This window comes from Alteromonas sp. MmMcT2-2 (assembly GCF_022348305.1).
GTDB classification, from domain to species: domain Bacteria; phylum Pseudomonadota; class Gammaproteobacteria; order Enterobacterales; family Alteromonadaceae; genus Alteromonas; species Alteromonas macleodii.
Genome location: NZ_JAKRFA010000015.1, coordinates 94,657 through 115,556 on the forward strand (window position 1 = coordinate 94,657; position 20,900 = coordinate 115,556).

General features: G+C 45.6%; 22 protein-coding genes. 13 read left to right on the forward strand and 9 right to left on the reverse strand.

What is annotated here, in order from left to right; all coding sequences use genetic code 11:
* Nucleotides 1–59 precede the first annotated feature (59 nt).
* The gene (locus MHM99_RS10900) at nt 60–698 is read right to left on the reverse strand and encodes a DUF2959 domain-containing protein (protein WP_061096009.1); all 639 of its coding nucleotides are present in this window, start codon (nt 696–698) and stop codon (nt 60–62) included.
* On the reverse strand, nt 695–937 hold the full coding sequence (locus tag MHM99_RS10905; RefSeq protein WP_014950983.1) for a hypothetical protein: 243 nt from the start codon (nt 935–937) through the stop codon (nt 695–697). Before MHM99_RS10905 ends, MHM99_RS10900 begins: the two co-directional genes overlap by 4 nt.
* A 188-nt stretch (nt 938–1,125) precedes the next feature.
* On the opposite strand from MHM99_RS10905, the gene pip reads away from it, so the two are divergent.
* The 3 genes from pip (at nt 1,126) to MHM99_RS10920 (ending at nt 3,567) form a co-directional block, all read left to right on the forward strand.
* Nucleotides 1,126–2,103, forward strand: a complete 978-nt coding sequence (gene pip / locus MHM99_RS10910) for a prolyl aminopeptidase (RefSeq protein WP_239219318.1) — start codon at nt 1,126–1,128, stop codon at nt 2,101–2,103.
* Nucleotides 2,100–2,537, forward strand: coding sequence for a D-aminoacyl-tRNA deacylase (gene dtd, locus MHM99_RS10915; protein WP_039226792.1), 438 nt, complete (start codon nt 2,100–2,102; stop codon nt 2,535–2,537). The genes pip and dtd overlap by 4 nt, the downstream gene beginning before the upstream one ends.
* Nucleotides 2,538–2,652: 115 nt before the next feature.
* Nucleotides 2,653–3,567: a bifunctional GNAT family N-acetyltransferase/hotdog fold thioesterase gene (locus MHM99_RS10920; protein ID WP_014950986.1), complete on the forward strand. Its 915-nt coding sequence runs from the start codon at nt 2,653–2,655 to the stop codon at nt 3,565–3,567.
* A gap of 129 nt (nt 3,568–3,696) precedes the next feature.
* Here MHM99_RS10920 and rpoH read toward each other — a convergent pair whose 3' ends face one another.
* Nucleotides 3,697–4,551, reverse strand: a complete 855-nt coding sequence (gene rpoH / locus MHM99_RS10925) for an RNA polymerase sigma factor RpoH (protein WP_014950987.1) — start codon at nt 4,549–4,551, stop codon at nt 3,697–3,699.
* Between the two features lie 604 nt (nt 4,552–5,155).
* Here rpoH and MHM99_RS10930 point away from each other — a divergent pair.
* Nucleotides 5,156–6,382: an EAL domain-containing protein gene (locus tag MHM99_RS10930; RefSeq protein ID WP_061096012.1), complete on the forward strand. Its 1,227-nt coding sequence runs from the start codon at nt 5,156–5,158 to the stop codon at nt 6,380–6,382.
* Nucleotides 6,383–6,578: 196 nt separating this feature from the next.
* Nucleotides 6,579–7,814, forward strand: coding sequence for an EAL domain-containing protein (locus MHM99_RS10935; protein ID WP_187447015.1), 1,236 nt, complete (start codon nt 6,579–6,581; stop codon nt 7,812–7,814).
* A 97-nt stretch (nt 7,815–7,911) separates the two neighbouring features.
* Here MHM99_RS10935 and ftsX read toward each other — a convergent pair whose 3' ends face one another.
* The 3 genes from ftsX to ftsY are packed head-to-tail and all read right to left on the reverse strand — an operon-like array spanning nt 7,912 to nt 11,356.
* Complete coding sequence (gene ftsX / locus MHM99_RS10940; protein WP_061096014.1) at nt 7,912–8,892, reverse strand: permease-like cell division protein FtsX; 981 nt, start codon at nt 8,890–8,892, stop codon at nt 7,912–7,914.
* Complete coding sequence (gene ftsE / locus MHM99_RS10945; RefSeq protein WP_014950991.1) at nt 8,889–9,602, reverse strand: cell division ATP-binding protein FtsE; 714 nt, start codon at nt 9,600–9,602, stop codon at nt 8,889–8,891. The genes ftsX and ftsE overlap by 4 nt, the downstream gene beginning before the upstream one ends.
* Before the next feature lie 26 nt (nt 9,603–9,628).
* The gene (ftsY, locus tag MHM99_RS10950) at nt 9,629–11,356 is read right to left on the reverse strand and encodes a signal recognition particle-docking protein FtsY (RefSeq protein WP_187447016.1); all 1,728 of its coding nucleotides are present in this window, start codon (nt 11,354–11,356) and stop codon (nt 9,629–9,631) included.
* Nucleotides 11,357–11,422: 66 nt separating this feature from the next.
* Between ftsY and rsmD the strand changes: the two genes are divergently transcribed.
* Nucleotides 11,423–12,106: a 16S rRNA (guanine(966)-N(2))-methyltransferase RsmD gene (gene rsmD, locus MHM99_RS10955; protein ID WP_187447017.1), complete on the forward strand. Its 684-nt coding sequence runs from the start codon at nt 11,423–11,425 to the stop codon at nt 12,104–12,106.
* A 130-nt stretch (nt 12,107–12,236) separates the two neighbouring features.
* Here the strand turns inward: rsmD and MHM99_RS10960 are convergent, their stop codons facing one another.
* Both MHM99_RS10960 and MHM99_RS10965 read right to left on the reverse strand, forming a co-directional pair.
* Nucleotides 12,237–12,818 (reverse strand): YjaG family protein, encoded by a 582-nt coding sequence (locus MHM99_RS10960; RefSeq protein ID WP_187447018.1) that lies wholly within the window; start codon nt 12,816–12,818, stop codon nt 12,237–12,239.
* The gene (locus MHM99_RS10965) at nt 12,819–13,421 is read right to left on the reverse strand and encodes a YhgN family NAAT transporter (RefSeq protein WP_014977587.1); all 603 of its coding nucleotides are present in this window, start codon (nt 13,419–13,421) and stop codon (nt 12,819–12,821) included.
* Nucleotides 13,422–13,858: 437 nt separating this feature from the next.
* Here MHM99_RS10965 and MHM99_RS10970 point away from each other — a divergent pair, with 437 nt between their 5' ends.
* The gene (locus MHM99_RS10970; protein WP_014950994.1) at nt 13,859–14,041 is read left to right on the forward strand and encodes a hypothetical protein; all 183 of its coding nucleotides are present in this window, start codon (nt 13,859–13,861) and stop codon (nt 14,039–14,041) included.
* Nucleotides 14,042–14,226: 185 nt separating this feature from the next.
* Here the strand turns inward: MHM99_RS10970 and pepB are convergent, their stop codons facing one another.
* On the reverse strand, nt 14,227–15,510 hold the full coding sequence (gene pepB, locus MHM99_RS10975) for an aminopeptidase PepB (RefSeq protein WP_187447019.1): 1,284 nt from the start codon (nt 15,508–15,510) through the stop codon (nt 14,227–14,229).
* Between the two features lie 224 nt (nt 15,511–15,734).
* Between pepB and sfsA the strand changes: the two genes are divergently transcribed.
* The 6 genes from sfsA to panB all read left to right on the forward strand — a co-directional run bounded on the left by sfsA (nt 15,735) and on the right by panB (nt 20,899).
* Nucleotides 15,735–16,451: a DNA/RNA nuclease SfsA gene (gene sfsA, locus MHM99_RS10980; RefSeq protein WP_239219320.1), complete on the forward strand. Its 717-nt coding sequence runs from the start codon at nt 15,735–15,737 to the stop codon at nt 16,449–16,451.
* A gap of 241 nt (nt 16,452–16,692) precedes the next feature.
* On the forward strand, nt 16,693–17,142 hold the full coding sequence (gene dksA / locus MHM99_RS10985) for an RNA polymerase-binding protein DksA (protein WP_014950997.1): 450 nt from the start codon (nt 16,693–16,695) through the stop codon (nt 17,140–17,142).
* A gap of 73 nt (nt 17,143–17,215) precedes the next feature.
* Nucleotides 17,216–18,139, forward strand: a complete 924-nt coding sequence (gluQRS, locus tag MHM99_RS10990; RefSeq protein WP_187447021.1) for a tRNA glutamyl-Q(34) synthetase GluQRS — start codon at nt 17,216–17,218, stop codon at nt 18,137–18,139.
* 98 nt (nt 18,140–18,237) lie between these two features.
* Nucleotides 18,238–19,557, forward strand: coding sequence for a polynucleotide adenylyltransferase PcnB (gene pcnB / locus MHM99_RS10995; RefSeq protein ID WP_014977591.1), 1,320 nt, complete (start codon nt 18,238–18,240; stop codon nt 19,555–19,557).
* Nucleotides 19,550–20,047: a 2-amino-4-hydroxy-6-hydroxymethyldihydropteridine diphosphokinase gene (folK, locus tag MHM99_RS11000; RefSeq protein ID WP_110289377.1), complete on the forward strand. Its 498-nt coding sequence runs from the start codon at nt 19,550–19,552 to the stop codon at nt 20,045–20,047. The genes pcnB and folK overlap by 8 nt, the downstream gene beginning before the upstream one ends.
* A gap of 57 nt (nt 20,048–20,104) precedes the next feature.
* Nucleotides 20,105–20,899, forward strand: coding sequence for a 3-methyl-2-oxobutanoate hydroxymethyltransferase (gene panB / locus MHM99_RS11005; protein ID WP_014977593.1), 795 nt, complete (start codon nt 20,105–20,107; stop codon nt 20,897–20,899).
* Nucleotide 20,900: the final 1 nt, after the last annotated feature.

Below are 20,900 nucleotides of genomic sequence, written 5' to 3' on the forward strand. Positions count from 1 at the left end.
CAGGTTTAAAATAAAGAAGGGAGCTTCTCGCTCCCTTTCTATTTATTACTGCTTAAAAGCTAGTTTTTCATTGAAGAAATAAACGCATCAGACTCGGCAATAGCAGAATTCATTTGTCTGATAAGCTGAGCGACGTTGTTCTCAATGGTAGAGAGCTCGCCCTGCAGCGCGCCTATCGCGCTGGCATTTAAGTTATGTTTCAAGTACAGCACATTATCTTGAAGCGCGCTTAATACCGGCGGCATTTTACTTTCCGCTTTGCGCATAGCCGTCATTAGTGAAGAGTAACGACGCTTAGTTTCGCGAAGCTTCGCCGCACTATCCCGCTTCAGCGATGCGTTCTCATACTTCTCTAACTCTTCAGACCATTCATCGAATAAAGCCTCAGCTACACTTTCCACCTTGTCTATACGTGAACTCACTTCTTCCGAGGCGGCAACACTATCTTCGTACTGACCGTTTAATCGATTGTAAACATCTTCAAGCTCACCGCCATCAAATGCAACGGCCGCGCTGAATGCCTCAAGCGCCGAATTAAACTGCTCTTGAGCGTCCTCTTGTGATTCTTTCGCGTTTTCAACGCGGTCTACTAAGATATCACGCTTTTCAACGCCCACTTTTTCCCATGCTGCGTAATATGCAGACTGACACCCACTAAGGGCAAGGATAGCAACAAATGCTGATGCAAGTAGCTTCATGCGGTTACTCCACCTCTAAAGCGCGCTGCGCTTATAATACTGATTAAATGCAAAATAGCACCTAATGGCCAGAATACGATAGCAAGAACGACGGTCGCAGCCAGGGCATAACAGACGCCTACGGTAATGAAATAGAACAGCGCGCCCAGTATTCTGCCTTGAACCAAATGACCTAAACCAGGAATAAAGAAGTTACAAATTGCGGCGATTACATTACCGCCCGATCCTTGACCTGCCATATAAACCTCCTCGCATTTATGACTATAATATGATTAGCTAGCACGTAATGACACTTGTTCTATAGTATACACTTAAGATTTATCGCTTATTTTACAAGCATAAACAGCGTTAAAGCAGTCAGCACGCAACCGTTTGTATAACAATAAACTAAACTAAAACAGGCACTCACACAACGCGCAGAAACAAAATGAAACGACTTTACCCCGATGTTACCTACTATGAAAATGGATTTATCGAAGTGGGAAGTGGGCATTCGCTTTACTTCGAGCAAAGTGGTAATCCAAACGGCATCCCTGTGCTCTTTATTCACGGAGGCCCAGGTGCAGGCTTACCCCCTAATTACAAATGCTTTTTTGACAGCAATAAGTATCGCATTATCGGCTATGAGCAACGTGGTTGCGGCCGCTCTACGCCTATCGCTGACACGCTAAACAACGACACATGGTCGAATGTTGAAGATATCGAAGCATTGCGTACACACCTTTCAATTCCAAAATTTCTCTTGTTTGGCGGTTCGTGGGGTTCGACACTCGCCCTGCTCTACGCGTTAAAGTACACGCCGCGAGTGACAGGACTCATTGTACGTGGCGTATTTTTAGCTCGACAGGAAGACAGGGATTGGTTTTTATCGCCAAATGGCTGTGCAGCTCAATTATTTCCCGAGTATTACCGGAAATTTACAAAAGATGTGCCTAAGCCTGTGACCTCTAATTCAGTGTGTGATTTCTATAGTGCAATGGTGCGTTCTAGCAATGATGTACTAAGACATTCAGCGCTTAAAAGATGGTACCAATGGGAAGAGAGACTTTCTCGTATAACTCTACCACCTGGTGTGGGTGACTCGACAACTAATTACCCTATGCAGCTGGTCACCTGTTTAGCCACATTGGAATGCCATTTCCTATCTAACCAATGCTTCCTAGACGAAAACTATATTCTTGAAAACATTAGCAAAATAAGTCATATTCCTGGAACAATTGTACATGGTCGTTACGACATGATCTGCAAAACAGAAGCGGCGGAGGCACTTCACAAAGCGTGGCCTCAAAGTCAGCTACAAATTATCCCCGACGCGGGGCACAGTACTACCGAGCCTAGTATAGGTTACGCACTCTGCCGTGCTACCCGCGACATGTCTCGCTTTATTCAGGAGTCGTCAAAGTGATAGGACTAATTCAACGCGTATCGGAAGCCAATGTCACCGTTGCCGGTAATGTTATCGGCGAAATTGGTAAAGGCATGCTGGTGCTCTTGGGTGTAGAGAAAGAAGACGGTGACGCGGAGATTGAGAAACTAGCAAATAAGCTCTGTCGATATCGCATGTTCAGTGACGAAGACGGAAAAATGAATCTAAATGTTGAGCAAGTGGGAGGCGAAATACTGGTGGTCTCTCAGTTCACACTCGTAGCCGATACGCAGAAAGGTAATCGTCCTGGTTTTTCACGCGGCGCATCGCCAGAACACGGCCAAGCCATTTATGAAAAGTTCGTTCAGTCTCTAAAAAATAAAGGTATGGTGGTGGCCACTGGCGAGTTCGGCGCTGATATGCAAGTAGGCCTAATTAATGACGGCCCCGTCACCTTTCAATTTAGCGTTTAGCGGGTAAAATCGTACGCTTCGTCAGCATCCCAAACTTGCTTACATAATTAAGCTTGTACCGCATGTATTCTTACGTTTAAATACTCGTTCATTCATTTAAGAAGGCCGGTTTATTGTGTACAAGGTAGTCACACCAAAAAGCGATGCCGAGTTTGAAGCCTATTTTCATTTTCGGTGGGAACACTTACGCCAGCCATGGAATTTCCCTCCAGGCTCTGAAAAAGACGAATATGAACAAGTCGCAGAGCACCGTATTATTACTAACCGAAATGGCGAAATTGTAGCTTGCGGCCGTGTGCATTTGAACACAGCCGAAGAGGCACAAATTCGTCATATTGCGGTTCACCCAGGCCATCAACGCAAGGGCTTAGGCCAAATGATCATGGCCGCACTCGAAAACGTTGCGAAAGACTTGGGCGCCGAGCGCGCTGTAACGAACAGCCGCGAAATATCTATCGACTTTTTTAGCGCATGTGGCTTTGAAGTTGAGCGTGAAGCGCCTAACGAACTAGGCATGCTGAAACGTCAACAAATGGTCAAGAAGTTCACTGAAAACAACACATTAGTACTTCACCCTAAGTGGTGTAAATCGCTGCAAGAGACATGGTCTGAGACCATTCCTATTACCGAGCACATGGGAATTAAGCTTTACCAGTACACTGGCCGCACGCTTGAAACCCGTGCATCATTAAACAAAAACATCAATATTCACGGCACTATGTTTGCTGGCAGTATTTTTTCTTTAGCTACACTAACTGGCTGGGGCATGATTTACTTGCAGCTTAAAGAGCGTGGATTAGACGGTGACATTGTATTGGGCGATGGTGATATTCATTACCATAAACCCATCACGATGAAGCCAAGGGCAATCTGTAATATTGAAACCTTGTCTGGAAAGTTCAAGCCGCTAGAGAACGACAACAAGGCAAGGTTTGAGCTGAGTGTGGCAATTTTAGATGGCGACACCCCTGTGGCGGAATTTGAAGGGGTATTCTACGTACTTCCTCCCTCTAAAAATGAAGAAGAGTAGCGTTACGGATTAGCGATCATCACTAATTCGTACGAGCCGTCATTAAGAACAAAAATCCACTCATAAAAAAAGCGCCGTTAAGGCGCTTTTTTCGTCGTTAAGCTATTTGTAAGCTATGCACTGCGTGTACTACGCGACCATAGCTGCTTGAAGCTTTTTCATCGCGTTCTTTTCAATTTGACGAACACGCTCTGCAGAAACCTGATATTTATCAGCTAAGTCTTGCAGAGTAATCTTGTTGTCTGCTAACCAACGAGTTTCGATGATATCTTGGCTACGCTCGTCTAGCGTTTTAATCGCTGAGTACAAGCGCTTGCTCGCCGCTGTATCCCAGTCGTTGTTGATTACGTCAGTTTCAACATCTGAAGATTTGTCTTCTAAATACTGAACTGGCGCAAAATTGCCTGTTTCATCTTCGTCCGCAGTTAAATCGAACGCTTGGTCTTGAGAACTCATACGCGCTTCCATTTGAAGCACTTCTTTTGTACTCACGCCTAATTCGTTCGCTACTGTTTGCACTTCGTCATGAGTAAACCAACCAAGACGCTTCTTCGCCTTACGAAGGTTAAAGAATAGTTTGCGCTGCGCTTTGGTTGTCGCAACTTTCACTATTCGCCAGTTTTTAAGTACAAACTCATGAATTTCTGCTTTGATCCAATGTACCGCGAAAGAAACCAAACGTACGCCCACCGTTGGGTCGAAACGCTTAACGGCTTTCATCAGACCGATGTTACCTTCTTGAATTAAGTCGGCTTGTGGTAAGCCATAACCTGAGTAAGATTTTGCAATGTGCACTACAAAACGAAGATGTGACATTACTAGCTTACGAGCGGCTTGTAAGTCTTCGTCTTCGCGAAGGCGCACTGCCAACTCGCGCTCTTCCTCAGCGCTAAGCATATCAATGCTGCTTACAGCTTGGATGTAGCCTTCAATGCTACCGCTGTGTGGCACTGACAGGGCCATAGATTGCAAATTGTTGCTCATTGTTCACCTCATTTATTGCCGCTTCATATTAGCAAAGTAACCGAAGCTGCGCGAGACCTAATTAAGATATGAAGTCTAACCAATATGTAGTTATAGTGACAGTTTCTACAATATCAAGACCTAAATAAAGAAAAAAAGTTCAACTCTACAGCTTGCGGTCCATTTACGAATGCATTCACCGCAAACACTAAGCCTAGACTATCGACTTCACATCAAATGACACGCTGCACTTTCTGGCGTCGTGCCTTTGGGTCGGTCATTTAACCACTACATCATTATACTTTAATTACACATACCAAAGTGAAGGCTAATCTCACTGGTATGAAATCCAACGCTTATTTATTACACGCTAGTTACCCGAAACATAAGATTTCCATTATCTCTAAGATAAGTCAGCAAGGTGCCTACGCGTCAATACAGTATGTAAACCTTGTATATGTCATCTTATACCTTGCTTTTCTGGCTGGAAACTGAAAATAATAGATTGAATTAATCGATTTTGCACTACAACCGCTGTACAGCATTTTCCAGACAACAATTATAAGAGACTGGAAGGGAAATACTTAAGGAAAGGAGTAAGGCAAGTGAAGCAAAGAGGATCTTGATGTTTGCTTACGTCGCTAGACAGCCAATATTTAATGTAAACAGAGAAGTTTACGCCTACGAACTACTTTTTCGTGTTGGAGAAGATAACTGCTTTCCCGATATACCTCCTGACGAGGCTACCTCGAAAATTCTTACCTCTACCCATTTAAGCTTAGGTATTGAAGAGATAACCGGAGATAAGAAAGCCTTCATTAACTTTCACCGCGACACACTTATGTTTCGTTTTCCGACCTCTCTGGATGCAAGCAAAGTGGTCATTGAGATTGTAGAAACCGTTGACGTTGATGATGCGCTGGTAGCCGCTTGCAAACATATTCGAGGTCTTGGCTATCCTATTGCTCTTGACGACTACGACATGAAAGGGAAGTGGGAAGCATTCATTCCATTTACCAGCATAGTCAAAATTGACATTACAGAGATCCCCCACGACAAAATTCCCGCCCTTGTCGAACGCTTCAAATCGAACAAAATACAGTTGGTTGCAGAAAAAATTGAGACCTATGAAGAATTCAATAAATTCAAAGATATGGGTTTCGACTATTTCCAAGGATACTTTCTAGCTAAACCCGAAATCGTAAGGCACAGAAAGTTAGGGCCCAGCAGCCTAACCATGATGGAGTTACTTACGCTAAGTAGCCAGGCAAAGCTTAATTTCGATGAAGTAAACAAAATCATTGAACGAGATCCCTCGCTTACCTACTTGCTGCTGCGGTTTATCAACAATCCTCTGGTCAACAAGCGATATAAAATAACGTCACTTAAACACGCGTTAACCTTTATGGGCGAAGTAGAAGTGAAGAAGTTCATATCATTGCTGGCTCTTGCAAACCTAAGCGATGGTCAACCTACTGAGCTAATGCAAATGGCGCTTGTTCGCGCTAAGTTCTGTGAACTGGTCTACACCCAGCTTAAAGATGCCGATGACCCGTTAAAAGGTTTTCTTACTGGCCTGCTTTCTTTGCTTGATGCCATGATGGAACAGCGAATTGACGATTTGGTCAGCAAGGTTCCAATTAGTGACGACGTTAAAGATGCCCTGTGCGGTAGCCCTGGTATGCTTCGCAACTGTCTGACACTGTCACAATTCTTTGAAAGAGCTAAATGGACGGGCATTCAGCAATTCGCAACAAAGTATGGTGTTAAACAGAGTCTTCTGCATAGTTATTACAACGAAGCGATAAAGTGGGCTAAATACATTCATAAGGCCGCTTTGAACGACAACTAAGCCTACGATTACGCCAGTTGATGTGAAATTAATCGTTGAATAGTTGTTAGATTGCGCTTACATATCATAGACTAGGGTCAGTTCTTTTGGATGACACATTAAAGAACACCTAACCTTAGCGTGTGACGTAGCGCTAGCTAAGCCTCTAAATATAACAATAAAAATAACCTTAACCGTGTTGTATCAGGAATAGATTATGTTCGCGTTTATAGCTCGCCAGCCTATTTTAGATAAAAGCAAAAGTGTTTTCGCCTATGAGCTTCTGTTCAGAGATGGCAAGTCTGGTGCTTATCCGGAACATAACGAAGAGAAAGCTAAGTATATTTCTGAGCACTTCCATCCACTTGGGCTTGATGATATCAGCGGCGAAAAAACGTCTTTTATCACGTTCTCGTCAGATACAATTATTTCCCGCTTTCCTACATCGCTGAACCCTGAGTCGGTAGTGGTTGAACTGGCTGAACCAACCGACAACACCAGCGGCCTATTCGAAGCATGCCAGCACATAAAGCAACTTGGCTTTAAGCTAGCTATCGATGACCCTATGATGGTGGGTTCAAAACACGACATATTTCCTCTTATCGATATTGTGAAAGTCGATGTGACAAAAACCCGCTTTGAAACCATTGAAAAGCACATTCCGCGCTATCACGATGCGAACGTGCAATTAGTGGCGGAACAGGTTGATACACAAGATAATTTTTCAACGTGCGTAGATTTGGGTTTCGACTTCTTCCAGGGTTATTTTTTCTCGCAACCGGAAGCACGTATTCTACGACAGCTTCCAGCGTCTAAAATGAACATTGTTGATTTGATGGGCGAAAGCTCTAGCAGCGACTTTGACATAGACCGTATCAGCCAAATTATAGAACGAGACGCCACCTTAAGCTTCTTATTGCTGAAGTTTATCAATAACCCCACTATTAATAAGCGTTACAAAATTACATCACTAAAGCACGCGCTTAATTACATGGGTGAAGTAGAGATTAAGAAATTCATCGCTTTGTTAAGTTTAACGAACTTAGGCGATGAAAAGCCCCTTGAAATCATTCATATGTCTTTAGTTCGCGCTAAGTTTTTCGACTTACTTGCTGAGCGTAGAGGTCTTAGAAATAATCCGCCCATCTCCTTTTTGGTTGGTTTATTTTCGCTTCTTGAAGGGTTACTTGATCAGTCTATGACAGACATTGTAAAGCAGCTGCCGCTTTCCGATGAGGTTAACGATGCACTACTTGGCAAGAACTTAGAAATGAACAGCTATATGACTTTGGTTCGCGCCTTTGAAAGCGCCCTTTGGATGAATGTCATAAAACAAGCTAAAGTGCTTAATATTGACCAGAAGCAGCTGCATATGCTGTATAACCAAGCCATCATTTGGGGCAATGGAGTGCGCAGCGCTATCTCCTCACACTATCCCCGTGCGGTAGCTTAAGTACAAAACTAAGAACACGCCTACTTACCGCCAATAACGTCATACAGTGACTTATATATTTCGCACTGTAGGCGTGTAAGTATACTCACGTCTACGACTACTTGGGCTCTATTTCCCTTACATGACGCTGCACAGAGATAAGTGAGCCCAGTAAACCGAGCAGCACCGATAGTCCCAGCATAGTCAGCAATGCAGAACCGGTTAATCCGGTAATGTTGAAATCCTTCTGATACATAGCGGCAAACGTAGTGATGCTGCTATCCATCCACCATAGTATGATAATAACGGCAAACCACGCCATTAGTCCGCCCAATAGGCCATACCAGAAGCCTGTATATAAAAACGGGCGATGGATAAACGCATCGGTTGCGCCAACCAGCTTCATCACTACGATTTCGTCATACTTGTTCAAAATATTCAGACGAATGGTGTTACCAATAATTAGTACAACGGCGATGAAAAGTAGTAATCCTATTAGCGTAACCAAGTCTCTGGCAATATCGATAACGGCATATAAACGCTCTAACCATTCGATATCCAGTTTACCTATATCAACTTCACGCTGCTGTCGCAGTTTATCTAGCAGTGCTTTCGCTGCCGTCGGCGACGCGTGTTTTTCGTTTGGCGTTACTAGCACTACATCAGGCAGTGGGTTTTTCTCTAGATAGGCGATGGCATCGCCCAACCCTGACAAGTGCTGAAATTCTTTAAGCGCATCATCCGCTGGAATATAAACAACGCTGTCTATTTCAGACCAGCTGTTTAATCGTGCCACCAGCTGTTGCGAACTTGCCGCGTTGATATCTGGCTTTAAAAACAGAGATATTTCTGACGCCTGATCCCAGCCTGCTGTAATTTTCTCAGTATTTTTCACCATGATATAAAGCGTACTAGGTAGCGTAATACTCAGGCCTAGTACCCCAATAGTCATTAAAGATGCCAGCGGCTGACGCCACAGCTCTCCAAGACTCGCCAGCGCTTGGCGCACATGGCTGACAAAGAACATCACAATAGATTGGACAAAGCCCACTTTGGCAGAAGACGCCCCTTTTGCACGTCCTTTAAACAAAATACTCATGACCAGGCTCCTTCACTGCTGGCTGAACTTGTGCCATCAAGATCATCAGTAAGGCCATCGGTGATCATTTGACCATTTTTGAGGGTCAGCGTGCGATAACGCATGCGAGCAATCAGCCCTAAATCATGGGTTGCAATAAGTACTGACACGCCCGCTTGATTGAAGTCTTCGAAAAGACGAATAATTTCCATAGAAAGCTTGGGGTCGAGGTTACCGGTCGGTTCGTCTGCCAGCAGTAACGGGGGTTTATTTACTACTGCTCGCGCGATCCCCACTCGCTGCTGCTCACCACCAGACAATGTAATAGGCAGGCAACGCGCTTTATCTCTTAGCCCTACCATTTCAAGCGCAGCTTCTACGCGCTTGCGAATTTCTTTGTGGGTGTAACCCTCAATGACTAGCGGTAACGCCACGTTGTCAAAAACCGACTTGTCCATCAGCAGCTGGTGACTTTGGAAGATCATGCCGATATCGCGGCGTATATAGGCAATATCTCGACGGGTAATGGCGTTAAGGTCGTGGCCATTAATAAGAACGCGCCCTACTGTTGGGCGCTCCATTAGGCTGATAAGTTTAAGTAGCGTGCTTTTTCCTGCGCCAGAATGCCCTGTTAAAAAGGCCATTTCACCCGGCGCAATATGAAAATTCACCTTGCTTAGCGCACGTTGTCCGCCCGGATAAGTTTTGCTTACCTGCTCAAACTTTATCATTATTTTTCCCTACCGCTTTGCTGGTTTTAGCTTTCAGGTGTGTCCATTTCGCTAAACAACGCATCAATAAATTCTTGTCCATCAAACTGGCGTAAATCATCAATACTTTCGCCAACACCTATATACCTTATAGGAATTTTAAACTTATCGGCAATAGAGAATATAACGCCGCCTTTCGCTGTACCGTCTAACTTGGTAAGCGTGATGCCTGTTAAGCCCACGGCTTCATTAAACAACTTGGCTTGGCTAATGGCGTTTTGCCCTGTACCTGCATCCAATGTAAGCATAACTTCGTGAGGCGCATTCGGATTAATTTTCTTCATTACGCGAACCACTTTCTTAAGCTCTTCCATCAAGTTGTTCTTATTCTGCAGGCGCCCTGCCGTGTCGGCAATAAGGATATCTGTGCCGCGCGATTTTGCTGCTTCTAGTGCATCGTAAAGTACCGATGCACTGTCAGCGCCAGTGTGCTGTGCGATAACCGGAATATCGTTGCGTTCGCCCCATACTTGAAGCTGTTCAACCGCCGCCGCTCTAAAGGTATCACCCGCAGCAAGCATCACTTTCTTACCTTCTTGCTGGAACTGCTTAGCTAGCTTACCAATAGTTGTGGTTTTACCTACGCCATTTACGCCAACCATTAAGATAACGAATGGACCTTCACTGGAATCATGGGCCTGCATCACTTCTGACAGAGGCTGATTCACTTGAGACAGCATGCCTGACATTTGTTGCTTCATGATGTCTAGCAAGGCTTCGGCATCTTTTAAATCTTTTCGAGAAGCACTGTCGGTGAGGTGATCGATGATTTTTTGCGTAGTGTCCATACCCACGTCAGCGACTAACAGCTGCGTTTCAAGATCTTCGTACAGCTCGTCATCGATGGTTTTGCCTTTAAACAGGCTAACAATACCACTGCCTAGGTTTTCTTTTGTACGAGATAGGCTTTCTTTTAAACGTGCAAATAACGACTTTTTCTCTTTCGGCTTTTCTTCGGCTTTGGCTTTAGCCTGTGCTTCTGCTTTAGCGCGAGCCTCTTCTTCCGCTTGTGCCTTCGCCTGTGCTTCAGCTTCTGCCTTTGCGCGAGCTTCTTCTTCCGCTTGGGCTTTCGCCTGTGCTTCAGCTTCTGCCTTTGCGCGCGCTTCTTCTTCCGCTTTAGCCTTCGCCTGTGCTTCAGCCTCTGCCTTTGCGCGGGCTTCTTCTTCCGCTTTAGCCTTCGCCTGTGCTTCAGCTTCTGCCTTTGCGCGAGCCTCTTCTTCCGCTTGCGCCTTCGCCTGCGCTTCAGCTTCTGCCTTTGCACGCGCTTCTTCTTCGGCTTTAGCCTTCGCCTGTGCTTCAGCTTCTGCCTTTGCGCGGGCCTCTTCTTCCGCTTGGGCCTTCGCCTGTGCTTCAGCCTCTGCCTTTGCGCGGGCCTCTTCTTCCGCTTGGGCCTTCGCCTGTGCTTCAGCTTCTGCTTTAGCGCGAGCCTCTTCTTCCGCTTGTGCCTTCGCCTGTGCTTCAGCTTCTGCCTTTGCGCGAGCTTCTTCTTCCGCTTGCGCCTTAGCCTGTGCTTCAGCCTCTGCCTTTGCGCGAGCTTCTTCTTCCGCTTTAGCCTTCGCCTGAGCTTCAGCCTCTGCCTTTGCGCGGGCCTCTTCTTCCGCTTTGGCTTTCGCCTGCGCTTCAGCTTCTGCCTTTAAGCGAGCTTCTTCTTCCGCTTGGGCTTTTTGTTTCTCTGCTTTTTTGTTCTTACTGAACCAGCCAAAAAGTTTCGACATCGTTAGGACAAATCCTTATAAATTCTTAGCAATTTCGGCTACACTTGCCGCCTAATGTATGAACGCATGATACCATTGTCAGCCACTATGAAGCGAGTTTCTCGCCCTACTCGGGCACCATCTTCTGCAAAAAAACCTTATTCATCCCAAAAAGGGAAACAATCAGGGAAAACCCAAAGCACAAATAGTCCTGGGCAAATACGCATTATCGGTGGCCAATGGCGTGGTAGAAAGTTACCCGTACTCAATGCAGAAGGGTTAAGGCCAACTACAGACAGAAACAAAGAAACCTTGTTTAACTGGTTAATGCCGTACATAAACGATGCACGCTGCTTGGATGTATTTGCGGGTTCTGGTGGACTAGGTTTAGAAGCTCTGTCTCGCTATGCAGCACATTGTGATTTTATAGAGCTGGATAAACAGGCAGCAAGCCAGCTTAAAAGTAATCTTACCTTATTAAAAGCAAATGAACTGGCGTCAGCAACCGTTCATCAAGGGGACGCACTAGGTATTTTAAAAGGCATCAGCCAAGCGCCTTACGATATTGTTTTTGTCGATCCGCCTTTTGCGAAATCATTGGTAGCACCTACGCTGGCTGCGCTAGAAGATAACAAACTTGTTCATAGTGGTAGCGTGGTGTATTTAGAGCACGAAAGTGCGCTAACAACGCCCGCTCTCCCCGCCCATTGGCAAATTATTAAAGACAAACAAACTAGCGCGCTGCGCTATATGCTAATTGAGATATGTTGATTGATAACGATTGAAGTGCCTCAATTGAGTAGAGATAAGCCGTGACCTTTAACTAAGTACACGGCTTTTATTGAGCATAAGAGCTAAGGATCTGTTGCTCGTTTTACCTAAGCAAGATCAAGTTGCGTTGTCATTGAAGCTCAAGACCAATATTGGAGATTCCAGCTTCCAAGGCAAGTGCTTTCATTTCATCTGCCGCTTTCGCTGGGTATTTGGCTTGCTCTACATAATCAAGCAATTCGTTTTGTACCTCAACTTCAAACTCCATCAGCGGATGCCCTTTTACAGTCTCATCATCGGCTTCTTCACTTTCTAGCAAATAGGCTTCTACGCTGCCTTGCGATAACTTGCTGATGACCACTGCGCCTTGCGGATCGTCGCCTGCCATCAAATTTAGCAAACCAGCTAGACCAATAGCTGCATCAATTGCTGGATAAACGCCATAGTTGTCATGCTCACTGGTATCAGGTGTAGCCACTTCAACTTTCTCAAGCTGTACCGCAATGTTGAATTTGCTCTTGGGTGATTTCAACGTTTCCCACACCAAATTCAAACAGTTGCGCAATGCGCTTGCATCACCACTTTCCGTTAATTCACAGAAAAGCGTGTAGTTGGGTAGCATACGCTCAAGTAATGCAGCACCGAATGCAACGGCTTTCCAGCCTTCCAAGGCGCGAACGCGCCCAAAGGTATTAAGTTTTTGCTTTGCCATTTAAAGGGCTCCAGTGGCATGCATGAAATATTGGGTAACGCCATCCAGCAACATTTGGATAGCAATCATAACTAGGATCATACCCATTAATCGCTCCATCGCAACTAGACCGCGCTCCCCCAGAATTTTATGGAACACATTTGAAAATAGTAAGATCACTGCGCTTATCGACCATGAAGCCGCAAGCGCAATCGACCAGTCAGCCATTCTGTCTGGCGCTTGGTTGGCAAGAAGAATAAGCGCAGCCAGCGTTGAAGGGCCCGCTATCATAGGAATAGCTAGAGGTACTAGAAAAGGTTCTTCACCTACAGCTAATCCACTGGGGTTACCAGATGATGGAAAAATCATTTTAAGCGCAATAAGGAACAGAATAATTCCCCCAGCGATACTTACTGTCTCTTGTTCCACGTTCAGAAAATTGAGAACCGATTGGCCACTGAACAAAAAGAGAAACAGGATGCCAAGAGCAAATAATAATTCTCGAATTAGGATGACTTGACGACGCTTTGGTTCTATCGATTTGAGTACCGACATGAACACAGGGAGGTTACCTAAGGGATCCATGATCAAAAAGAGCATGATGGCAGCAGACCAAGTATCCATTTTTTTACTGTCTCCGGTTGTGAGGCTAAGCCCGTTTGCGCGTAAACCATTGAGTATAACTCAAAGTTCTTACAGATGGTCGTTTTAGGCGCGCAATGGTAAACCAAGCTGACTTAGTTAAAAACACCTTTTAAGGCATGATTGTTTTTCATTTATCTAGAGCCTGCAAAAAATACTCGAAAAATAACGAAAGTGCGCTTTACTAAAGCGTAGGGAGAAGTGTTTGTCATTTCTAAGCGGTGTTTTCGCCTTATTCACGGTCAGAATTCAAACAGCCCAATTGGCTTTTTCTACACCTTTTGGATAATGTCTTATCTCCAGAGCTTTTGATGTAATAGTGGGTAACATCATTTTGTTTAACGTTTTGTTCTGCGCATTGTTCGGCGTTGGAACCTGTTAATCCTCAATAAGAACAACCAAAAATAGGAAATATTGCAATGAGTTTGATGACTGTTAAAGAAGTGGCTGCTTTTCTTGGCGTACAAGAAGTGCGCGTAGAGCGCCTTGAGCGTGAAAGCCTTTTGGTTTCGAAAGATAAAGACACCGACGGTAACCCACTTTTCGACAGTGGCGACGTTGAACGCTATAAAACGCTAGCCGAGCGTTTAGGCGGGATCTAATTTACAGAAAAAGGGCGTGATTTTTTGCAAAGTCACGCCCTTTTTATTTTTTTGCGCGAAGCGACGTTAGTTCAAGTAACTTTATTCGCTTTGCTTCTACTCATCCACGTGGCACAACGTGCGACGTTTAAAAATAGAGTAGAGTAGCGTTCGACAGCCATTGGAGGCGTCGAACGCTATTTTATTTATGCACTGAAGTCTCTCAGCATTCTCGCAATTGAGCGAATACCTTTCGCTGTTGCCCCTACCGGCATTTCAGATGTTGCCCCGCCATGGTAAGCAGCGGCTAAATCCAAATGTACCCAGCCTTCTGGCTTAACAAAGCGTGATAAGAAGCCCGCAGCGTTTGATGCACCGCCACCACCGCCACCTTTCATCGGGCGACTGTTTGCTGTATCTGCGAACGCCGATGGACAGCGCTCTGCGTGGAAATCTTCAAGTGGTAGCGGCCAAAAACGTTCGTTTTCTGCCTTTGCTGCTTTAAGCATTTGTTCGCGGGCATTATCATCTAACGAGAATACGCCATGGTAGTCAGAACCCAGTGCAACCACAGCAGCACCGGTTAGTGTTGCTGCATCAATAATTAGCGGTGCGCCCGTCTCTGTTGCCGCCATAAGGCCATCAGCCAACACTAAACGTCCTTCAGCATCGGTATTAACCACTTCAACGGTTACCCCATTTTTATAGGTAAGCACATCACCTAACTTATAAGCGTGACCGCTAATAAGGTTTTCTGCACAGCACAAAATAAGCTGAATACGCTTTTCACTGCCTTGAGAAATAGATAGCCCTAATGCCCCTGTTACCGTCGCTGCGCCGCCCATGTCACATTTCATATCTAACATGCCTTCGCTTGATTTAATGCTGTAGCCACCGCTGTCGAAGGTGATGCCTTTTCCAACTAGCACGGCATCAACTGGCGCATCCGTATTACCTGTTGGGTTGTAATCAAGTACCAGCATTGCAGGCGGACGTTCACTACCGCGGCCCACATTATAAATGCCAATCCAGCCCTGCTCTTTAAGATCTTCACCTACCGTCATTGAGTAGGTTACCTTGTCACCACCCAGTGACTTAAGCCACTGTGCTGCTCGGGTTGCTAAGGTTTCAGGGCTTAGATCTTCAGGTGTTTCGTTTACCAGCTGACGGGTAAATAGTAACGCCGCATATTCTTGCTCTAGCGCTTCTTTGTCAGCCGTTTCGGCCCATTTTATTGACGCTGGTTTGCGGGCACGCGTGAAGCTAAGTGCAAAAGCCCACTGCTGCTCTTTGTGCCAATCGCCGCTTAGCGTAACTGCTGGCAGGCTTAAGCCATCTAGCTTTCTTGCCGCTTGCTGAATTAAACGCTCATTAAGCTTGTCGTCAGGCAGGTGAATAACTGCACCTGATTCAGTGAAAGAAAGCTTAGCACTCTCGCCCCACACTGCTTCAGCACTGTTTCTAGAAAGGCTAACGGTAAATTCTGCCATCGCGTTTTATTCCTTATTACATCGTTATATTATTGCAAAGCGCTTTTTGCGCTTGCACAAATGTTTGTTACTCTTTGGCGCCTTGTTTACTGCGCTTGTTGTTCGCTAACCACATACGCTTTGTTCGCTAAGCGCATACGCTATACGTGCTCGTTCAAAAGCACACATATCAATTAGCGAATCACACTAACGTGTTTTCACCTACATTCTAAAAAAGGCGACACATGAAGTTTTCACCTTCCTTATTACGCGGCACCCTTATAAAAAGGTACAAGCGATTTCTTGCCGATGTTGAGTTAGACGACGGCACTATTGTAACTGCACATTGCCCAAATACTGGCGCTATGACTGGCTGTGCTGTTCCTGGATACACTGTCTTTTTAAGTGAATCCACCAACCCAAATCGAAAACTCAAGTATACATGGGAGCTAGCCCAAACATTTGATGGTCACTTCATCGGCATTAATACGCACAATGCTAATAAACTGGTGGCGGAAGCGCTAGATAACAAGGTGCTAAGCGAATTTTCAGACATCACAGATTGGAAAGCAGAAGTAACACCGCCAACCGCCAATAGCCGGTTCGACTTTGCATTAACCCGAAAAAATTTTGAACATCAGAGTGTTACTGAGTATATGGAAGTTAAATCCGTCACCTTAGCGGATGAAAACAAAGGGTTCTTCCCCGACGCAGTCACGCAACGCGGCGCGAAGCACTGTTTAGAACTTGCGCGTTTATCTGACAGTGGTATAAAAACCAATCTATTATTCTGCGTACAACACACCGCCATCGAAAGTGTACAAGTGGCCGAGCATATTGGTCCAACTTATGCAGAAAGCGTAAAGATTGCCGCAAACGCTGGCGTAACGGTTTTGGCGGCAAGCTGTATAATAGACGAACAAAAAATCCTATTAAATCAAACACTCCCTTTGATTTTATAAAAAATAGGTTGATTTTTTTCATTTCGCCTTCATATTTGCGCCTTGTTTTAGTGGGAGAACGCACTAATGCGTTTGCTGGTAGCCAGCGGGCTAAATGAAAAAACACCTGGCTAATTTATGAAAGCAATACACCAGCATAATAATTACATAGACACGATTGATTGCCTGAAGTTGTCGAGTCTGATATAGATATCGGTCCAATCAGGACAAGATGGATGTCGTAGTGTAGGAGATGTGGCAGATGCCAACAGGAAAAGAAACAAAATCCCTAGGACTATTAGCGCTGGCAGGTTTACAGCCGTACGAGCCAAAAGCTGACGAAGAGTACATGGGCGAGCCCCAAATGGAGCACTTCCGTCTATTGCTTAAAGCATGGCGCAACCAACTTCGTGAAGAAGTTGACCGTACAGTAACGCACATGAAGGATGAAGCAGCAAACTTCCCTGATCCTGTAGACCGTGCAGCTCAAGAAGAAGAGTTCAGCCTTGAGTTACGTACACGTGACCGTGAGCGTAAGCTAATAAAGAAAATTGAAAAAACGCTTAAGCGAATTGAAGAAGACGATTTCGGCTTCTGTGACCAGTGTGGTATCGAAATTGGTATTCGTCGCTTAGAAGCTCGTCCTACAGCAGATTTATGTATCGACTGTAAGACCATGGCTGAAATTAAAGAAAAACAACTTCAAGGTTAAGTTACTAGCCTCGATTACGTTGATATAGAAAGCCTCATCCCGAAAAGATGGGGCTTTTTGTTAAGCCTTTATTATGCATAACCACTATGTAGGGCGCTTTGCTCCCTCTCCATCCGGCCAACTTCACTTCGGTTCGTTAGTTACCGCTGTTGCCAGCTACCTAGATGCCAAAAGCCATAACGGAAAATGGCTGCTACGTATGGAAGATATAGACGAGCCGCGCTGTATTAAAGGTGTAGATAAAGACATACTCACTACCCTAGAAGCCCACGGCCTGTATTGGGACGGCGACGTCATCTATCAAAGCCAACAACATGCCCGTTATCAAGCGGTTCTCGATGACTTACTTACACAACAAAAAGCCTATTTTTGTACCTGCACACGTAAGCAAATTAAAGCCATGGGCGGTGTTTATAACGGCTACTGTCGGACTGAGCCAGTACACTCCAACACACAGGACTGTGCAGTTCGTTTAAAAGTAGATACTCAACTTGAAGCCTTTGATGACGTGCTTATGGGCAAAGTTATGCCCTCTAATTCAAGCTCTGATTTAATAGCCGAAGACGTAGTGCTGAAACGTCGAGACGGCTTATTTTCGTATAACCTTGTCGTGATTTTAGATGACGTATTTCAGCAAGTTAACCATGTCATTAGAGGGTGTGATTTAATTGATGTCACGCCTTTACAGCGCGCCGTATATCACACGCTGGGCTATTCTACTCCTGAATACGGTCACGTGCCGGTCGCTGCCGTGGCACCAGGCAGAAAACTAAGTAAACAAAACCGTGCAGCGCCAGTTAAAAACGAATCAGCTTTAGATAATCTCGTGCGTGTGATGCACTTTTTAGGCTTTTCCTTTCCAAATGCCTCAGAATTTGGTGATATTGATTCAGCGCTTAAGACGGCTATTTCAATGTGGGATAGGAAAAAAGTAGTGAAAACACCCGAAATTATTGTTCCACAGCATGAATCCACTTATTATAGCGAACCTTTATAGTCTGCGGAGATACCATCATCATTCATCGTGTTTTTAAATCTGTTAAGCGCGCTTTTTCAAAAGAGAGTTCGTCTCCTAACGCTTTAAAGCCAAGGACTATGACCCGTGGAGAACACGGTATATCTCGCGAAGACGTAAGCGCAAATGCATTGAAAGTAATGTATCGCCTTAATGGAGCTGGCTTCGAATCCTATTTGGTAGGAGGCTGTGTACGCGACATTTTGATGGGTCACGAACCAAAAGATTTCGACGTGGTGACGAACGCCACACCTGAACAAATTAAAGGCTTGTTCAGAAATTGCCGCCTTATCGGCAGGCGCTTTCGTTTGGCCCACATTGTGTTTGGCCGTGAAATCATTGAAGTAGCCACGTTCCGCGGGCATCACCAAGAGTCAGACGAAGACGAAAACCTTCCCAAGGGCAAGGCTGTCGCAAAGCGCGACGCTCACGGTCAATTAGTACGCGATAACGTATTCGGCACCATTGAAGAAGATGCTGAACGCCGTGACTTTACCTTTAACGCCATGTATTACAGTGTAGCCGACTTTACGGTAAAAGACTTCGCTAATGGCTTAGCCGCCATAGAAAAACGAGAAGTTGAGCTTATTGGCGACCCGGAAACACGCTACCGTGAAGATCCGGTACGCATGCTACGTGCGGTACGCTTTGCCGTTAAGCTTGGTATGCGCATTGAAGCAAAAACCGCTGCACCGATTAAATCTCTGGCCAACCTTTTACAGAACATTCCACCAGCGCGCTTGTTTGAAGAAACCCTTAAACTGTTTTTATCGGGTAAGGGAGAAGAAACCTTCTTAATGCTGCACGAATACGGCTTAATCGAGCCTTTGTTCCCTCAGCTAACGCCGTTTTTGAAAGATGAAAACAGCCGTGAAATGCAGTTTGTACGTCGTGTACTTGCCAATACCGACGAGCGCATTAATAGCGACCAGCGTGTTACGCCAGCGTTCCTTTATGCCGCACTACTCTGGTATCCAGTTGAAGAAGAGTCACAACGCTTACAAAGCGAGTCTGGCTTAAATGCTCATGATGCATTTAATATTGCGTCAGGCGAGGTCATCGCACGTCAAACACAACGTATTATGATCCCTAAACGCTTCTCTACCGTGGTTCGGGACATCTGGATTTTACAGCAACGTCTACCTAAGCGCTTTGGCCGTCGCGCTTTCCAATTGCTCACGCACCCAAAATTTAGAGCAGGCTATGACTTTTTGCTTGCCCGAGGCCAAATTGAAGGTGGCGATCTATTAGAGCTAGCTCAGTGGTGGACGCACTTCCAGCACGCTGACAACGGTAAGCAGAAAGGCATGCTTAACGCCCTTCGCAAAAGCGAAGGCGGCGCAAAAGGTGCCCCGCGTAAGCGCAAGCGTAAACCAGCGAAGCGAGGTCCTGATGCATAAAGAGCACGTGTACATTGGTGTAGGTAGCAACCTCGGCGATAGCCAAGGAAAAGCCCTGCGCGCGTTTGATGCGATAGGTCAAATAGAAGACACCCGCGTACTTAAAACCTCTTCACTTTATTCCAGTAAACCGATGGGGCCGCAAGACCAACCTGACTATATTAACGCGGTGTGCTTAATTGAGACCTCGTTAAAGCCGCACGGCTTATTGAAGCAGCTGCAACGCATAGAGCTGGAAGAAGGCCGTGAGCGCAAAGGTGAGCGCTGGGGACCACGCACGTTGGATTTGGATATTTTGTTGTACGGCAGCGAAACTATCGACACCGCAGACTTAATCATTCCCCATTACGGCATGGCAGAACGCGAGTTCGTTATGGTGCCGCTGTTTGAAATTGCGCCCAATATGGTTATGCACGATGGCAAACCCATCTCGGCATGGGTCGCTAACTGCTCGCTGGATGGACTTCGTCGCCTGCGCTCTTCCAATTAGCGGCAAAATCCGTATAGTTCGCCACACGATACCAACAATATCAATCTGAGACATGTCATGAAGAAAGTAACTGTATCGGGCTTGCTTAAGAAAAAGCAGGCCGGGGAAAAGATCACCTCTTTAACCGCTTACGACGCCAGCTTCGCCAAAATGTTCGACGAACAAGGCGTTGACGCCCTTCTTATTGGCGACTCTTTAGGCATGGTCCTTCAAGGTGAAGACGACACCCTACCGGTAACCATCGATGACATTGCCTACCACACGAAAAGTGTGCGTCGCGGCACTGAACGCGCCTTCGTATTAGCCGATATGCCGTTCATGTCTTACGCCACTCCTGAGCAAACCTACGCCAATGCAGCAAAGCTTATGGCTGCAGGTGCAAGTATGGTTAAGATGGAAGGTGGAAGCTGGTTGTGCGACACCATCAAAGGCTTAAACCTGCGTGGCGTACCTGTGTGTGGCCATTTAGGCTTAACGCCTCAGTCAGTGCACGTTTTCGGTGGTTTTAAAGTACAAGGCCGCGAAGCGAGCCAAGCTGAAAAACTGCTTAGCGAAGCGAAAGCGTTGGAAGAAGCCGGTATTCAGTTATTAGTGCTTGAATGCGTGCCTTCATCGCTAGGCAAAGCGGTTAGCGAAGCCCTAACCATACCGGTAATCGGTATAGGCGCAGGCAAAGATACCGACGGTCAAATTCTGGTGATGCACGACATGTTTGGCATCAGCGCAAACTATATGCCGAAGTTCTCAAAGAACTACCTTGTAGAAACCGGCGATATGCGCAAAGCCGTATCAAAATATATTGAAGATGTGCAAAGCGGTGCGTTCCCATCGGCTGAACACAGCTTCGAGTAAC

Excerpts from the sequence above, each read along its gene's own strand:
- rsmD (WP_187447017.1), top strand. The coding sequence starts at position 11,423 with ATGATACCATTGTCAGCCACTATGAAGCGAGTTTCTCGCCCTACTCGG.
- MHM99_RS10960 (WP_187447018.1), bottom strand. The coding sequence starts at position 12,818 with ATGGCAAAGCAAAAACTTAATACCTTTGGGCGCGTTCGCGCCTTGGAA.
- ftsY (WP_187447016.1), bottom strand. The coding sequence starts at position 11,356 with ATGTCGAAACTTTTTGGCTGGTTCAGTAAGAACAAAAAAGCAGAGAAA.
- gluQRS (WP_187447021.1), top strand. The coding sequence starts at position 17,216 with ATGCATAACCACTATGTAGGGCGCTTTGCTCCCTCTCCATCCGGCCAA.
- folK (WP_110289377.1), top strand. The coding sequence starts at position 19,550 with ATGCATAAAGAGCACGTGTACATTGGTGTAGGTAGCAACCTCGGCGAT.
- ftsX (WP_061096014.1), bottom strand. The coding sequence starts at position 8,892 with ATGAGTATTTTGTTTAAAGGACGTGCAAAAGGGGCGTCTTCTGCCAAA.
- pcnB (WP_014977591.1), top strand. The coding sequence starts at position 18,238 with ATGACCCGTGGAGAACACGGTATATCTCGCGAAGACGTAAGCGCAAAT.
- ftsE (WP_014950991.1), bottom strand. The coding sequence starts at position 9,602 with ATGATAAAGTTTGAGCAGGTAAGCAAAACTTATCCGGGCGGACAACGT.
- MHM99_RS10970 (WP_014950994.1), top strand. The coding sequence starts at position 13,859 with ATGAGTTTGATGACTGTTAAAGAAGTGGCTGCTTTTCTTGGCGTACAA.
- dksA (WP_014950997.1), top strand. The coding sequence starts at position 16,693 with ATGCCAACAGGAAAAGAAACAAAATCCCTAGGACTATTAGCGCTGGCA.
- MHM99_RS10900 (WP_061096009.1), bottom strand. The coding sequence starts at position 698 with ATGAAGCTACTTGCATCAGCATTTGTTGCTATCCTTGCCCTTAGTGGG.
- MHM99_RS10935 (WP_187447015.1), top strand. The coding sequence starts at position 6,579 with ATGTTCGCGTTTATAGCTCGCCAGCCTATTTTAGATAAAAGCAAAAGT.
- pip (WP_239219318.1), top strand. The coding sequence starts at position 1,126 with ATGAAACGACTTTACCCCGATGTTACCTACTATGAAAATGGATTTATC.
- MHM99_RS10905 (WP_014950983.1), bottom strand. The coding sequence starts at position 937 with ATGGCAGGTCAAGGATCGGGCGGTAATGTAATCGCCGCAATTTGTAAC.
- pepB (WP_187447019.1), bottom strand. The coding sequence starts at position 15,510 with ATGGCAGAATTTACCGTTAGCCTTTCTAGAAACAGTGCTGAAGCAGTG.
- MHM99_RS10930 (WP_061096012.1), top strand. The coding sequence starts at position 5,156 with ATGTTTGCTTACGTCGCTAGACAGCCAATATTTAATGTAAACAGAGAA.
- MHM99_RS10965 (WP_014977587.1), bottom strand. The coding sequence starts at position 13,421 with ATGGATACTTGGTCTGCTGCCATCATGCTCTTTTTGATCATGGATCCC.
- panB (WP_014977593.1), top strand. The coding sequence starts at position 20,105 with ATGAAGAAAGTAACTGTATCGGGCTTGCTTAAGAAAAAGCAGGCCGGG.
- sfsA (WP_239219320.1), top strand. The coding sequence starts at position 15,735 with ATGAAGTTTTCACCTTCCTTATTACGCGGCACCCTTATAAAAAGGTAC.
- rpoH (WP_014950987.1), bottom strand. The coding sequence starts at position 4,551 with ATGAGCAACAATTTGCAATCTATGGCCCTGTCAGTGCCACACAGCGGT.